The organism is Peptidiphaga sp., from assembly GCF_057238965.1.
In genome coordinates this window covers 42,468-57,268 of the sequence record NZ_DBHHEV010000005.1, presented here as the reverse complement: position 1 = coordinate 57,268, position 14,801 = coordinate 42,468, and the positions used below count along the sequence as shown (strand labels likewise).

13 protein-coding genes, 1 tRNA gene and 1 pseudogene are annotated in these 14,801 nt (G+C 64.5%); 5 read left to right on the top strand and 10 right to left on the bottom strand.

All coding sequences use genetic code 11. The features are described 5' to 3' along the window. On the top strand, positions 1-1,123 hold a 1,123-nt coding region (locus tag ACO48X_RS01575), incomplete at its 5' end, for a DNA cytosine methyltransferase (RefSeq protein WP_484999885.1). A 15-nt stretch (positions 1,124-1,138) separates the two neighbouring features. Next, positions 1,139-1,585, top strand: coding sequence for a very short patch repair endonuclease (locus ACO48X_RS01570; RefSeq protein WP_484999883.1), 447 nt, complete (start codon positions 1,139-1,141; stop codon positions 1,583-1,585). Here ACO48X_RS01570 and ACO48X_RS01565 read toward each other — a convergent pair. The 3 genes from ACO48X_RS01565 to malQ form a co-directional block, all read right to left on the bottom strand. Then, a complete protein-coding gene (locus ACO48X_RS01565; protein WP_484999881.1) occupies positions 1,572-2,024 on the bottom strand; it encodes a PTS sugar transporter subunit IIA in 453 nt (150 codons plus the stop codon). The genes ACO48X_RS01570 and ACO48X_RS01565 overlap by 14 nt on opposite strands. A 3-nt stretch (positions 2,025-2,027) precedes the next feature. Continuing rightward, positions 2,028-2,264 (bottom strand): PTS sugar transporter subunit IIB, encoded by a 237-nt coding sequence (locus tag ACO48X_RS01560; RefSeq protein WP_484999879.1) that lies wholly within the window; start codon positions 2,262-2,264, stop codon positions 2,028-2,030. Between the two features lie 294 nt (positions 2,265-2,558). Continuing rightward, the gene (gene malQ, locus ACO48X_RS01555) at positions 2,559-4,721 is read right to left on the bottom strand and encodes a 4-alpha-glucanotransferase (RefSeq protein ID WP_484999877.1); all 2,163 of its coding nucleotides are present in this window, start codon (positions 4,719-4,721) and stop codon (positions 2,559-2,561) included. Positions 4,722-5,013: 292 nt separating this feature from the next. On the opposite strand from malQ, the gene ACO48X_RS01550 reads away from it, so the two are divergent. Then, positions 5,014-5,922 (top strand): acyl-CoA thioesterase, encoded by a 909-nt coding sequence (locus ACO48X_RS01550; RefSeq protein ID WP_484999875.1) that lies wholly within the window; start codon positions 5,014-5,016, stop codon positions 5,920-5,922. A gap of 103 nt (positions 5,923-6,025) precedes the next feature. On the opposite strand, the gene ettA is transcribed toward ACO48X_RS01550, so the two are convergent. From ettA to ACO48X_RS01530, 4 genes are all read right to left on the bottom strand, one after another. Then, positions 6,026-7,708, bottom strand: coding sequence for an energy-dependent translational throttle protein EttA (gene ettA / locus ACO48X_RS01545; protein WP_484999873.1), 1,683 nt, complete (start codon positions 7,706-7,708; stop codon positions 6,026-6,028). 177 nt (positions 7,709-7,885) lie between these two features. Then, positions 7,886-8,569 (bottom strand): single-stranded DNA-binding protein, encoded by a 684-nt coding sequence (locus tag ACO48X_RS01540; RefSeq protein WP_484999871.1) that lies wholly within the window; start codon positions 8,567-8,569, stop codon positions 7,886-7,888. A gap of 213 nt (positions 8,570-8,782) precedes the next feature. Beyond that, the gene (locus ACO48X_RS01535; protein WP_484999869.1) at positions 8,783-10,309 is read right to left on the bottom strand and encodes a GTPase; all 1,527 of its coding nucleotides are present in this window, start codon (positions 10,307-10,309) and stop codon (positions 8,783-8,785) included. Positions 10,310-10,320: 11 nt separating this feature from the next. After that, positions 10,321-11,874 carry a GTPase gene (locus ACO48X_RS01530; protein WP_484999867.1) on the bottom strand — a complete coding sequence of 518 codons (1,554 nt, stop codon included), beginning with the start codon at positions 11,872-11,874 and terminating at the stop codon, positions 10,321-10,323. 250 nt (positions 11,875-12,124) lie between these two features. Between ACO48X_RS01530 and ACO48X_RS01525 the strand changes: the two genes are divergently transcribed. Further along, positions 12,125-12,197: transfer RNA gene (locus tag ACO48X_RS01525), tRNA-Arg, on the top strand. Between the two features lie 123 nt (positions 12,198-12,320). Next, positions 12,321-12,965, top strand: coding sequence for an oligoribonuclease (gene orn, locus ACO48X_RS01520; RefSeq protein WP_484999893.1), 645 nt, complete (start codon positions 12,321-12,323; stop codon positions 12,963-12,965). A gap of 13 nt (positions 12,966-12,978) precedes the next feature. Here the strand turns inward: orn and ACO48X_RS01515 are convergent, their stop codons facing one another. The 3 genes and pseudogenes from ACO48X_RS01515 to ACO48X_RS01505 form a co-directional block, all read right to left on the bottom strand. Beyond that, entirely contained in the window at positions 12,979-13,785 is an 807-nt protein-coding gene (locus ACO48X_RS01515) for an amino acid ABC transporter ATP-binding protein (protein WP_484999891.1), read from the bottom strand. 122 nt (positions 13,786-13,907) lie between these two features. Next, a complete protein-coding gene (locus ACO48X_RS01510; RefSeq protein ID WP_484999865.1) occupies positions 13,908-14,585 on the bottom strand; it encodes an amino acid ABC transporter permease in 678 nt (225 codons plus the stop codon). Beyond that, positions 14,566-14,801, bottom strand: a pseudogene (locus ACO48X_RS01505) (amino acid ABC transporter permease); the annotation flags it as partial. The pseudogene ACO48X_RS01505 and the gene ACO48X_RS01510, both read right to left, overlap by 20 nt.

Here is a 14,801-nt window from a genome sequence, read left to right as displayed (position 1 = left end):
CGGCGCCTTGGAGTTCTTCGCGGGGATCGGCCTGGCGCGCATCGGTTTGGAGGCCGCCGGGTTCCGTGTGACTTGGGCAAATGACTTCGATCCGAGCAAGAAGGCGATGTACGAAGCCCAGTTCGAGGGCGCCGACGATCACGTCTTCGCCTCGGGGGACATCGGAAAGATCACGGCCGACGAGCTCCCGAGAAACGCCGCGCTGGCTTGGGCCTCGTCGCCGTGCACGGACCTGTCGCTTGCCTGCGGGCGCGCAGGCCTAGCAGGCAACCAGTCGGGAACGTTCTGGCATTTCGTCCGTTTGCTTGAAGAACTGGAGGACGGCCGCCCTCAGATCGCGGTTCTTGAGAACGTCACCGGGCTTGCAACCTCGCACGGCGGCGATGATTTGATAGCCGCGATTAAAGCGTTCAACCGCCTCGGCTACTCGGTTGACGCGCTTGCCATCGACGCGCGTCGTTTCCTTCCCCAGTCGCGCCCGAGATTGTTTCTGGTCGGCGCCCAGAGCCCTCCGGCGAACACTCCGGAGCGTGATTTCGAGTTGCGGCCCGATTGGCTTCAGTGGATTTACAACGACGGCAATTTGCGCACGCATCGCGCTCCCCTTCCGATTCCTCCCGCTCCTCGAATCGACGGACTGCATCGGTCAATCGAAGTCCTTTCCACAGACGACCACCGGTGGTGGAGCGGCCAACGCAGTGAGTCCTTCGTGGCTTCGCTATCACCGGTTCAACGCGAACGATTGGACATTCTTAAATCAGAAAAAGGAACAAAGTACCGCACCGCCTATCGAAGAACTAGAAGAGGCATTCCGGTGTGGGAGATGCGTCCCGATGATATTTCAGGATGCCTCAGAACCGCTCGCGGGGGCTCTTCCAAACAGGCTGTGGTCAAGCTGGGCAACGGACGCATACAAATCCGGTGGATGACCCCGTTGGAGTACGCCAGACTTATGGGTGCCGAAAACTATGATTTGAGCAAAGCCCGCACCAATCAAGCTTTGTTCGGCTTCGGGGACGCAGTGGCGGTGCCAGCGGTCACGTGGCTCGCAGAGAACTATCTGCTTCCCCTTCTGCGCGGGCAGCTGGCCGCAGACGCCGCCTTTTCCTCTGCCGCGCTATGAGAATAGACTCTTTATGTGCCGACAGACTGTGTGCCAGCGGACTCCTGGGCGTCCAACGAGCAGACCCGCAGGTCGATGCAGGCAAATCGATCGGGCGACACGGGTCCGGAGCTGGCCGTTCGGCAGCTCCTGCACATGCGCGGCATGCGCTACAGAGTCGATATGCGACCAGACTCCTCCATCCGCAGAAAAGCGGACATCGTCTTCACCAGAATCAAGGTGGCCGTGTTCATCGACGGGTGCTTCTGGCACGGCTGCCCCGCTCACTTCACCGCCCCCAAGGCACACGCAGAATACTGGCAGGAGAAGATCGGAAAGAACCGCAAACGCGACGCCGACGCCAATGAACGGCTGGCCGACGCAGGGTGGACGGTTCTGCGCTTCTGGGAACACGAAGATCCCAGCGACGTCGCAGACACAATCGAAACGGAGGTGAAGCGCGCCCGCCTCAGTCGATCATGAAAAGAGGCTTTCCTGCCTCGATTTTCGCCTCGGCCTGCAGCGACAGCCGCGTCGGCAGCATGTGTCCCATGCATACGACAGGGGTGCAGATGCTCAGCTCCGCCTTCTGCGCCACGGACGTGTTCCACACGGCAATAGGCTGACCGGCGGAAACTTCGCGTCCGTCGCCCACGAGAGGAAGGAAACCCTGCCCCTTCAGCTTGACGGTGTCGATCCCCAGATGGACAAGAATGTCGTGCCCTCCGGGAGCCACGATGATGTAGGCGTGCGGCGTCGCCTTCTTCACGACGCCGGCGCAAGGCGAAAGAACCGTGAGGCCGCCGGGAAAAGGGTCGACAGCCCACCCCGGCCCGACGATCCCAGCAGAAAACACCGGATCGGGAACCGTAGTCAAAGCGGCGACAGTTCCCGACACCGGCGCGTAGACAGTAATCGACATGGACTACTTGCGCAGCGACTCCAACGTCTCACTCAACTGGTCGGCTTCCGGGCCGACGACGACCTGCACGACGGAGTCTTGAAGCACCACGCCAAAAGCTCCCGCTTCACGCAAAGCCGCCTCGTTGACTTGCGCGGGATCGGCAACCTCGACACGGATGCGCGTAATGCACGCCTCAATGTCCTTGACGTTGCCCTTGCCGCCGATTCCGGCCAGAATGGCCTCGGCTTTCTCGCTCATATTCCTCCGATCCGTTCCTCGCGTGTGTCGCGAGTCTCAGGTCAAGCCTACTGTGCCCGCGGGCGATCGTACACCTTGAGCGCAGACTTTGCCTCCTGATGCGTCCGTCATTGCATCACAAAACGTCCTAAAAACCGCCGTTGCGTTATAGCGCGCGGAAAGAGCCGTTGCCTCGTCCTCGATACGCACAAGCTCGGCGAGGGTTAGTCGCGCCCGCGATACGCACAAGCTCGGCGACGGTCAAGTCGCGTCCGCGAAACGCGCGGACGGAGCCGTCGCGCCTCTCGGCGGCGCCTACGACCGAGACTCGGGCCGCCCCCGGCTCTCGTATAGCTGCGTCGTGAAAGCGTCGATAAGCGAATTCAGGCGAGAATTGCCGGAGAGGTCCTCAATGAGAACGACCTCGTTTGCGCCGTCGGCCAAAGGCACGCGCCAGTTGGAATACTCGTTGTTCGTCCCGGGAACGTTCTGGGCGCGCCGTTCGCCGACCGCGTCCGCGAGTGCGATCGCCAGCAGCTCGCCGGGGCTTTTCGCGATGTAACGGTGCATCGCCTCGACGATCTCCTGCTCCGTCGCGCCCTCGCCGATGAGCCCGTGCTCGCCGAGCCGGGCGAGCATTCGTTCGCGTTCCCGTTCGGCGTCGTCCCTCACCTTGTCAACCGGCTCGGTGAGCACGCCCAAACGCGAACGCAGGTCGACGTGTTCGAGCGCCAAGTACCCGGCGGCGGGCGGAAGGTCGTGGGTGTCGACGGTGACGAGGGTTTCGCGGCGCAGATCCCACGGTTGTTTGAACGTCCCGTCCCCGTATGTTTCGAACCAGAGAACGGAGGTTCCGAGAATCCCTCGTTCGGCCAGGTATCCGCGCACCCACGGCTCGACGTTTCCGAGGTCTTCGCCGACGACGACGGCCCCCGCCCGATACGCCTCGAGCATGAGGATGCCGACCATCGCCTCGTGGTCGAATCGCACGTACGTGCCGTTGGCCGGATCGTTGCCTTCTGGAATCCACCACAGGCGGAAAAGGCCCATGACATGGTCGACCCGAAGGCCGCCGGCGTGCCTGAGGACCGTTCGCACCATGTCCCGCAAGGGGGCGAAGGCCATGTCGCGCAAAGCGTCGGGCCGCCACGGGGGCTGCGACCAGTCCTGTCCGTGCTGGTTGTACATGTCCGGAGGCGCGCCCACGGCCACCCCTTGGGCAAAGGCTCGGGGCAGGGACCACACGTCGGATCCCATTCGGTGGACTCCGACGGCGAGATCGTGGAAGATGCCGAGCTCCATTCCGGATTCGACGGCGTCGCGCTGGGCCTCGCTCAACTGCGCGTCGATGATCCATTGAAGCCAAGCGTAAAAGTCGACTCTTCCCGCCAGATCGCGGCGCTCACGGGACGCCTGGGGCGTGTCGGGATGGGCGAACTCCTCCGGAAAGACCTCGCCGTATTTCTCTCTGAGCGCGCACCAGAACGCGAAGTCCTCGAGCCCTTTTCCCTCGGCGGCGCGGAAGCGCTCAAAAGCGCGCTGGCGCGCCTCGGACCGGCCGAAGGAGTAGATGACCTCCAGCGCCTGAAGCTTGGCCGCCCAGGAGGCGTCGCGGTCGATCGTCTCGTCTTTCGTCGAGGATTCCTTGACCTTCTCGCCTGCAAGCTCCACGAGCGCGCGGCGGGCCCCCGGCATGTAGCCGACCTCGTGGATGTCCTCGGGGCGGATGTATATCGGATTGAAGAAGCGTCGGGTGACGGGAAGGTACGGCGAGGGAGTCATGTGCCCCACCGGCTCGGCCGAATGAAGCGGGTTGATGAGGACGAAGTCGCCCCCGAGGTCGCCGAAGAGCGAGCACATTTCCTTCAGGTCGGCGGTGTCGCCTATCCCCCATGAGTCTCGCGAGCGCACCGAGTACAGCTGCGTCATGACCCCCCACCCGGTCATTCCCCGCTCGGCGGGCGAATCCAGGCGCTGCGGAGCGACGACAAGCGGCGCCGAGTGAAGGGAGCCCACGGAGTCCGCGTCTCCCACTCGGGCTCGCAAAATGTGGTAGCCGAGAGGAAGGTCGGGCGGCACGACGAAGGAGGCCTGTCCGATGAGGGTCCCGTCTACCTCTCGCGGCTCGGTGAAGTCCTCGGCTTGCGCGAGAGCGCGAATCCTGCCGTCTTCGAGTTGGACCTCGGCGGTCGCTGACTCCCCGTGGGGCACGTGGACGACGACCTTGCTTTCAACGCCAGCTCGGACGACGGAGCAGGCGGGAACGACCTCCCGCCAAGGCCGCAAATGGATCTCCGCAAGGGCGCGCCGGGCAAGGTCGGTGCTTCCGGCGTCGACCCCGAGCGCGGCGAAGACCTTGATGAGCGTGTCGTCGGCGACCGCCTTGAGGTTGCCGTCGTACCCCCAATATTCGGTCGCCACCCCCAGCGCCTCGGCGAGCTCGCACAGCAGGGAACGGTCTGGCGCGTTGTCGGTCATGGTTTCTCCTAGGCTGCTCGACGATCGGCGCCGGCCCTCTGGGAAATCCGTTGAAATACCAGCTGGGAAAGGCCCGAGCCGCTAGGAAACAAGTCTGCCAGAATATGCAATCGGTTGCAGAATTTTTGTGATGTGACGTGCGGGCCAGACAGATGCGGCACGCTGGCGAGACAGATGCGGCGCGCTGGCGAAGGAGGTGTGATGAGCGGGCCAGGAGAGCGGCTGCTGAAAAACCTTCTTCGGCGGATACCATTGCTGTGGAGAGTAACTACGAGTCAACGAAGGCGAGTCGATGGCCAGCTTCCTCAGCATTCCCGAAACCGACGTCGAGCCATTGGCTACCGTGCTCGGCACTCTGCGGCTGCAGCGTTTGGGCGGCAAGCGTTACAAGGGCGAGAGCCTGCCTCAAATGTCGAAGCGGGTCTATGGGGGCCAGGTGCTCGCGCAGGCGACAATGGTGGCGGCCGACACCCTTCCGGCCGACGACGACCGTCTTGCCCACTCCATCACAGCCGCTTTCCTTCGCCCGGGAAGGATCGACCATCCGCTGTTCTTCGAGGTGACCGAGCTGAACGACGGCCGTTCCTTTTCGACGCGCAACGTCAACGCCCTGCAGGACGATCACATCATTTTCACGGCCCGCGTCTCGGCGCAGCTCCACCAGCCCGGCCCCTCCTTCGGCGAGGAGCAGCCGGAGGCCCCGGCCCCCGAGACTCTGGAGTCCTCCGTCGATTTCTTCGCCGCGATGAACAACCCTTGGGGGCACATCGTTTCGACGACGAACTCGTTGGACATGCGCCATGTGGGCGGCTTCATCTTCACCGCCCCCGCGAAGGAAAGGACGAACCGGCACCTCATCTGGTTCAAATCGCGCTCGGCGATGCCGAAGGGCTCCTCCAAGCTGCTCCAGCGGGCGATGCTCGGATACGCGGCCGATCAGTTCATGCTCGAACCGGTCATGCGCGCCACCGGCATTCACTGGGCGCATCCCGAGGCCTCCATGGCCACCCTCGACCATTCCATCTGGTGGCACAGAAACTTCGACCTGTCCGACTGGATCCTTGCGGAGCTGGTCAGCCCGTCAGCACAGAACGGACGCGGGTTGACCATCGCAAAGTTCTTCCAGGGAGGCAGGCACATAGCGACGATGTCCCAAGAAGGCATGGTCCGCCTGCGGAACGTCACCCATACGGAAGAATAGGCGGGGCTGTCTCCCATGCGACGGCCCCGCCCAAACGCCTTGAGGCTCAAACGCGTGCGAACTCTCCTCAAGCGGCGCGCAAGCCTTCTGCGGGCCGCCGCGCTCAGTCGCGTGTGAGCTTCCTATAAGTCACCGCGTGCGGACGTGCCGCCTCGGGCCCCAAACGCTCGATCTTGTTCTTCTCGTAGGATTCGAAGTTCCCCTCGAACCAGTACCACGCCGCAGGATCCTCGTCGGTGCCCTCGTAGGCCAGGATGTGCGTGGCAACGCGATCGAGGAACCAACGGTCGTGGGTGATGACCACCGCGCATCCGGGGAATTGCAACAGGGCGTTTTCCAGGGACGACAGCGTTTCGACGTCGAGGTCGTTCGTCGGCTCGTCGAGAAGCAGCAGATTTCCGCCCTGCTTGAGGGTCAACGCGAGGTTGAGGCGGTTGCGTTCGCCGCCCGAGAGCACGCCCGCCTTCTTCTGCTGGTCTGGCCCCTTGAAGCCGAAGGCCGAGACGTAAGCGCGCGACGGCATTTCGACGTTGCCGACCTGGATGTAATCGAGCCCGTCGGAGACCACTTGCCACACGGTCTTTTCTGGGTCGATGCCGCCCCTCGTCTGATCGACGTACGAGATCTGCACCGTCTCGCCGATTTTGAGGTCGCCGGCGTCGAGCGGCTCCAAACCCACGACGGTCTTGAAAAGAGTCGTCTTTCCGACGCCGTTGGGGCCGATGATCCCCACAATGCCGTTGCGAGGGAGGGAGAACGACAGGCCGTCGATGAGGACCCTTTCGTCGAAGCCCTTCTTCAGCTTCTTCGCTTCGAGGACGATGCTGCCAAGGCGCGGCCCGGGCGGAATCTGAATCTCCTCGAAATCGAGCTTGCGCGTGCGCTCGGCTTCGGCCGCCATCTCCTCGTAGCGCTCCAGGCGGGCCTTGGACTTGGCCTGGCGGCCCTTGGCCGAGGAGCGCACCCATTCGAGCTCCTCCTTCAACCGCTTGGCGAGCTTGGCGTCTTTCTTGCCCTGAACCTCGAGCCGCTTTTCCTTCGTCTCAAGGTAAGTCGAATAGTTCCCCTCGTAGGGATAAAGCCTTCCGCGATCGACTTCTGCGATCCAGCTGACAACGTGATCGAGGAAGTAGCGGTCGTGGGTCACCGCGATCACGGCGCCCGGGTACTGGGCCAAGTGCTGCTCGAGCCACAGCACCGACTCCGCGTCAAGGTGGTTCGTCGGCTCGTCGAGCAGGAGAAGATCGGGCTGCTCGAGAAGCAGGCGGCACAGGGCCACGCGGCGGCGCTCGCCTCCCGACAGCACGTTGACGGGCGCATCGGGCGGCGGACACCTCAGGGCGTCCATCGCCTGCTGCAGCTGGGCGTCCAGATCCCAGGCGCCTGCGGCGTCGATCTCCGTTTGAAGCTTGCCCATTTCCTCCATGAGCGTGTCGAAATCGGCGTCGGGATCGGCCATCTCTTCGCCGATCTCGTTGAACCGCCTAAGTTTGCCGATCATGTCCGCCCGCCCCAACTCGACGTTCTCGAGAACCGTCTTGTCGTCGTCGAGAGGGGGCTCCTGAAGCAAAATTCCCACCGAGTAGCCCGGGGACAGGCGCGCCTCGCCGTTCGAAGGCTCGTCGAGCCCGGCCATAATCTTGAGAATCGTCGACTTTCCTGCGCCGTTCGGGCCGACCATGCCGATTTTGGCCCCCGGGTAGAACGCCATGGTGACGTCGTCGAGAATCGTTTTGTCTCCCACGCGTTTATAGGCGTGGATCATCTGATAAATGTACTCAGCCACGAGGCTCCATCCGCTTGTGCGTACGTCGCCGGCGCGGGTGTGCGGCCGGCCCCGTACAAGGATACAGCCTGTGCCAAGGCTGTCCGCCAGCCCGCCGCGAGATCGGCGGGGCGGCGCCTGTCACTGCGGCCGCCTCCTCCCGCCGCGCCAGTTCCGCCGCCGTCCGCTATGCGAGGATCACGGCGCCACCTTCTCGAGGACGCCGGCCGGATCCGCGGAAGAAGCGTCTTGTTCCGTGCCGTACGAGTTCGGCGCCGAATTGTACGGGCCGCGTTCGACGTCGCGGGCGTCCCCAGCGAAAGAAGGCTCCGGTTCGTCTCCGCCCCAGAGGGGCTCCAGGCCGCTTTTCCCGGAGGCGGAGAAACCGCCCCGCACAACGGTCGACGTGCCGGGAGTCTGCCCCTCGGCCGCGATTCCTGGGACCGCCGCGGCCTCGCCGCTCACGCCTTGCGGCCCGGCCTCCGAAATGGGGCGGCCGTTCGAATCGGCGCTCGTGTGGCGCACCTTGACGAAGGTGGCGACCCCCGAGGAGAGCTCAATGCCGAGTGCGTCGGCGATGATGGACAGGTCGGTGCGCTCCGCCCCGTCTTTGGCGGTCCACGACCTCTCCACTAAGCGCCCGCGCACGAGCACCGGCGTTCCGCGGCGCACCGAACGGCTGACGTTCAAACCGAGGTCTCCGTAACAACGCACCGAGTACCACGACGTCGTCCCGTCGCGATAACGATGCGTCTCGCGGTCGCGGATTCGAGCGGTCACCCCAACCCTCGCCACCACGGTGGTCAGGCCGTTGCCGTTGTCGTAAGCAACTGGGTCGGCCCCCGCATAGCCTCTGACCGTTATGTAGGTTTCATTGGACATTGCTGGCTCCTTTCGGCCGGACCATCCGGCATGGAGTCAGCTTCGCCCACGGGGCGCGGCTCCCGCACGGGGCAAACATCGTTTGTGGAAGAGGCGGGCGCGAGCGCAACCTGTGGACCGCAGGATTTCAAACGAACACCGCCCGAGGCCGCGGACCGCTGCCTGCCGCCTAGGGCGCGCAGCTGCGGCCCGCGCGGCCGCAGCGCCGATGGTCTAGACCTGAAGGGACTCGCGCACCTCGCGATGCCGCTCGAGAACCTTGGCCACGGGGTCCACCAGCAGCTTCTTCGCCGAGTCGTAGAGGGCCGCCATGGCGATGTCCCCGTAGGCCAGCGCGGCCTTCTCTGCCGCACTTATGTGGGCCCGCCTCCCGAAAAGCCATCCGGCTGCCGCGCAGGCCACGCCGGCCACGCCGAAAGCTATCCGCGCGGCGGGCGCCCCGACCGGGATGCCCAGCGCCGCACACACGATCCCCGCCACTCCCAGAATGGCGCCGAGGGCAACGAGGGCAAGGGCTCCGAACCGCGGGACCTTAGGGGTCTCGACCTTGCGAATCGTCGCGCCGATGGTGCGCCGGATCCTCTCCGGCTCGGGAATGACCTCGGTGACGGCCTCCTGCCAACGGTCGGGCAGTCCCGATCGAACGTGGGCGATCCAGGCGTCGCGCGTCGCCACCACCATGGACGCCGCAGGCTGATCGGCGTTTGCGATGGCCGTCTGCCCCAGGCTGTAGCCGGCCTGACGGAGGGACTGGACGACGGCGGGCGCGCCGGTCGCCTCGTACAGCGAGCGGTTGACGCGCCTGAGGGCCTCGCCCCGAACGTCCGGCTCGCGCGTGCCGACGCTCACCGACAGGCGCCGCCTGATGGCGTCCAGCTCGGCCTGCGCGGTGGCGACGACGGCCTCGGTTCCCTCGACGGCCTCGCGCAGCTTCGCCCGAATGGGCTCCAGGCCGATGCGGTAAAGCGCCGACGTCGGATAGACGGGGACATTCCCAAGCCCGTCGCGGTCGAGCAAGACCTTGACGTCGGCCAACAGGGTGTCGACGACGGATTCGGGAATGGTGTCCACCTGGTTGAGGATGACGATCATGTGGTCGCGCCGCTCGCGCATGGCCGCGAGATAGCTTTCGTGGATGAGATGGTCGGCGTACTTTTGCGGATCGAGGACCCAGATGAGCACGTCGACCTGCGGAAGGACCTGGTCGACGAGGACCGAGTTTCCGATCTGCACGGAATCGTGGTCGGGCAGATCGAGGAGCACGAGGGAATCGAGGTCGTGTTTGCCGGTCGTGAGGATCGAGTGGTAGTCAATCCGGCGCGAGGGGCGGACGCCTATCATGTCCAGCACGGCGTCGGCGTCGGCGTTCCACACGCAGGCGGAGGCCTCTTCCGTGGTCGGGCGCAGCTCGCCGGGATCGGCGAAGTTCAGCCCCGTTATCGCGTTGAAGAGCGTCGACTTGCCGCCTCCGGTTCCGCCCGCCAGAGCGGCCACTGTCACGCCGTAGCCGGCCCATGCGCGGGCCTCGACGGCCTGCAGCTCCTCGTTGGCGCGCGCCGCCACCCAGGGGTCGAAGGCGTCGCCTCCGGCGTCGATCGCCTCGCGCAGCTTCGCGATCCTCTCGGCCACCCCCCGCATGACCGGCTCTCGTGAAAGGGGGCTCTGCCCGTAGGCAGGGGTTGCCTCGAAAACGCCGTCGGGCTGCGTGGCGCCCGCGGAGTCCTGTGCGTGATCGTTCATTCGTCTCCTTATTACACCCGATCGCGGTACTCGCTCGCCCGAAGGCGAAGCTGTCGTCCGTTGCCCACCGGAATCTCGTCTAGTACCGAAGTGTATGCGTCGACGACCCGAGATATGCCATCCTCCAGGCGGACGGCGAGGGATTCCCTGGCCGGACGAAGCGCCTCGCCGAGTCCTACGGTGCGCAGCGCCTTCTCGGCGCCGTTCACTCCGCCGGCCGCAGAGCCGAGCAAAGCGGCCGTCCCTTCGCGCGTGAACCAGGGGTTTTCAGCCACCGCCGCCACCGCCTTCGCAAGATCCTCCAGCCATTGCTCGACGACGTCTTTGGTGATCTCGGACGTATCGATCCTCTTGGCCGCCTCGTCGCGATACTCCTCGGTGTTGACCATGTCCTCCCGCCAGCTCTTGTCGATTTCGCCCTGCAATGTGACGACTGCCTGGCTGAAGCCTACCTCTATGGCGCCGCGGACGCCTTCGAACACCGTCTTGGCGGCGGCGTCGCGCTGAGGCTTTTTGCGTCCGTCCGAAACCCGCGGCTTCTCCCCGGCCACGAGGGAGTCCAGCACGCCGCCCGTCGAGGCGAAAGTCAGCCACGACGTCGTCGGCGCGCCCTGGCCGTATCTGCCCGAGCGGGCGTTCGAGGCAAGTTTCGACATCGGCTGCTCGGCCTCCGCCTTCGCCCTGTCGGCCAGGCTCTGCACCGAGTTCGCCTGCATCTCGACGGCCTCCGACAACTCGATGAGCTGGCGGCGCAGATCGGGCAGCATCGCGTCGCTCATCTTCTCGACGAGGACCTCGCCGACCCTCGTGGAAGCGATGACGTGGAGCCAGTCGCGGATCTCCGTGACGTCGTCGGGGTCGAGGCGCGAATCGCGCGGCCCGGCGTCGGGCACAATGAGGAGCGGAACCTCGCCCATATCGACGGCGTCGAGCCTCTCCGTAAGGTCCGCTCGGATCTTCGGCAGGGCCTCGAGGGAAACCCGGTTGAGCACTACGGCGGTGCTCATGCCGCGCTCGTTCGCGTCCACAAGGGTCTGCCACGCGAGGGCGTCCCCGTACCGCGAGGCGGTTGTGACGAAGAGCCAGAAATCGGCGGCGTCGAGCAATCGCCGCGAGATTTCGCGGTTGTTCGCATCGACGGAGTCCAGGTCGGGGGCATCGACGAGAATGAGTCCGGGAATCGCCTTGTCGGTGACGACGACGCGGCCCATCTCGGCGATCGCGTGGTCCTCCATGACCTTCGTGTCCTTCGGATGGACCGATATGACCGGCGTGCGCGTCGTCGGGCGGATGACCGACGCCGGAGAGATGTCCTCCCCCAGCAGCGAGTTGAATATCGTCGACTTCCCAGCGCCGGAGGATCCGCCGAGAACCGTCACGGTGGGAAGCCCGTCGGTTCTCAAGTGCGGAAGGATCCTCGCAGCCAACTGTGTGCGCAGCCGTTTGCGCGCGTCGTTCAACTGCATCGATCCGGGAAGATCGAGCGGCAAACGCGCGTTGTCCAGCGCCGAGATCGTGCGAGCGATGAGGCCGGCAAGGTCGCTTCGGTTGTGCGGTGTCTTCACTCGTTCATTATCGGCCATCATTAGACGTGAGTAGAAGTCACTCGCCCAACAGTTGACCTTTTAAACCAAGAACTCCTCTGCACGCTGCCGTCGGGCGGCGCTCGACGCAATTCATGAGCTTCGCCTCACCCGCTGCGCGAACTTCGCCCCGGGCGGCTCATGAGCTTCGCCCCAGACAGCGTGCAGGGCATGCGAGCCTCCCCCGGCGTCCGGTACATTTGGTGCGCAAGCCTCTACATTCGGCGCGCAAGCCTCCATAGCTCAATGGATAGAGCAACGGCCTTCTAATCCGCAGGTTTCCGGTTCGAGTCCGGATGGGGGCGCTAAGCCCCCAGGTCCGTCGACGGCGTCGGAGGCGTCCGACGCACGCGTGACGCCCATGGGTACCAAAAGCCGATAGCGCTTGCTCGCGCAGCGAGTAGGATACCCGTGTGAGCTACCGTGATATGAACAACCCCATCGTCTGGATCGATTGCGAAATGACCGGTCTCGATTTGGACGTCGACGAACTAGTCGAAGTCGCCGTCGTCATAACCGACTCCGAGCTGAATCCCGTCGACGAAGGGATAGACGTCCTCGTCCGGCCCAGCGACGCCGCCGTCGAGCAGATGGGAGACTTCGTGCGCCAGATGCACACCGCCTCGGGGCTCATCGAGGAATGGAAGAACGGCCTCACGCTCGAAGAGGCGCGCGAGCAGGTGCTCGCCTACATCCGAAAGCACGTCCCGGAGGCCCACAAGGCCCCGCTCGGCGGCAACTCCGTGGGAACGGACAAGGCTTTCCTCGAGAAGTACATGCCCGACGTCGTGGACCACCTCCACTATCGCGTCATCGACGTCTCCTCCCTCAAGGAGCTCGCCAAGCGCTGGTACCCGCGCACATACTTCGCGGCGCCCGAGAAGACGGGCAACCATCGCGCCCTGGGAGACATCTACGATTCGATCGACGAGCTCCACTACTATCGCGATGCGCTCATGCCCACCGGCGACGGCCTGACAACCGACGAGGCGCGGTCGCTCGGCACGCGCTACGCGGGGACGACGGCGCGCCTCGTCGCCAAGGCAAACGCCGCCGGCTCCCCGCGCGACTAGGAGCCCACCGCGACTAGAGGCTGGAGCACCACTCCCCCGCGATCTCCTCGTAGGAGAAGATGTCGAGGAACTTTTTGGCCCGCTCGGTGGCCGGATGGCTGAAGAACTCCTTCGGGGCGCTCTCTTCCACGACCTTGCCGGCGTCCATGAAGATCACCCTGTCGGCGATGGCCCGGGCGAAGCCCATTTCGTGGGTGACGATCACCATCGTCATGCCGTCGCGCGCCAGTTCCAGAACGACGTCGAGGACCTCGCGCACCATCTCGGGGTCGAGCGAGGCGGTGACCTCGTCGAGAAGAAGGATCTCGGGCTTCATCATGAGCGCCCGAACGATGGCCACGCGCTGCTTCTGCCCGCCCGAAAGCTGGCGGGGGAAGGACTCCGCCTTGTCCAGCAGGCCGACGCGTTTGAGCAGCTCGCCGGCGCGCCTGGCAGATTCGGCCCGCTTCTCGCCCAGAACCTTCGACGGCCCCAGCAGGAGGTTATCCAGCACGTTCAAATGCGGGAAGAGCTCGTAGCTTTGAAACACCATCCCGATCCTTTGCCGCAAAAGATTCCACGGCAGGGACTTGCTCGGGACTTTCTCGCCGTTGAACTCAATGACGCCGCCCTGGATCGGCTCCAGGCCGTTGAGCGTGCGCAGAAGCGTCGACTTGCCGCAGCCGGACGGCCCGACGACGACGATCACTTCGCCGCGGGCGACGTCGAAGGACACCCCGTCGAGGGCCGTGAAATCGCCGTCGTAGACCTTGACGACGTCGCGCACGGACAGGGCCGGGGTGCGCCCCGCTTCGCCTTTGTCGGCTGAGGTCGCTTCCACGCGGGCGGCGTCGAGGGCAGCCTCGCCGGGAGAAGACGCATTGCGAGGAGAAGGCGCGTCGCCGGGAGAAGGCGCGTCGGTGTCGCGGTCGGCCTCGCTGCGAGGGGGTATGGTCGAATCGGTCACTTGTTCCACTTCCGTTCGAGGTATTTGGAGAACTGAGAGATGACGTAGCAGACCGCGAAGTAGAGCAGGAAAATCGCTCCGTACACCCACAGTGCGGCCTTCGGGTAGGCGAAGCGGTTCGCGTCGATGATCTGCTGGCCTGTCTTGAGCACTTCGGTCACGCCGATGAGCACCACCAGCGAGGTGGTCATGATCATGCGGTTGGCCAGGTTGATCGTCAGAGGAAGGAGCCGCCTGACGGTCTGGGGAAGAATGACGTTGAGGTTGACCTGAGCCTTCGTCATTCCCAAAGCGAAGCCGCTGGCGTACTGATGGGCGGGGATCGACTGGACGGCGCTGCGAACGAGGTCGCCCATCTCGGCGCTTCCCCACACGGAGAAGACGATGACCGCGGTTGTGAATCCGCCGAGGTTGACGCCTGTGTGCGTCGCCAGGCTGAAGTAGACGACGAACAGAAGAACCAGCTGCGGCATAAAGCGGACGAATTCCAGGTAAGCCCGCGTCAGAAAACGCAGGAAACGCTTCTTGCTCGTCATCGCAATGCCGACGAAAAGCCCGAAGAAAATGGAAATCGCCAGAGCAAGCAGGGCGATGGACACGCTTGTCCACAGGCCTTCGAGGAGCCGAATAAAGTTTCTTCCCTGCCACAGAACCTCAATTCCCGAATTCCGCACGGCGCACCCTCCTTTCGAGGCAGGCGCCGGCGAGCGAGACCGGCAGAATGATGGCTATGTAGAAGGCGACCAGGAGGACGAGCGCCTCCGTCGTGTCGTAGTCGTTTCCTATCTTCTCCCGAGCCACGTACACCAGGTCGTTGAGGGCGACGACGGAGACCACCGACGTCTCTTTTATGAGGAAGACGACGTTGGCCACGAGAGCCGCCACCGATC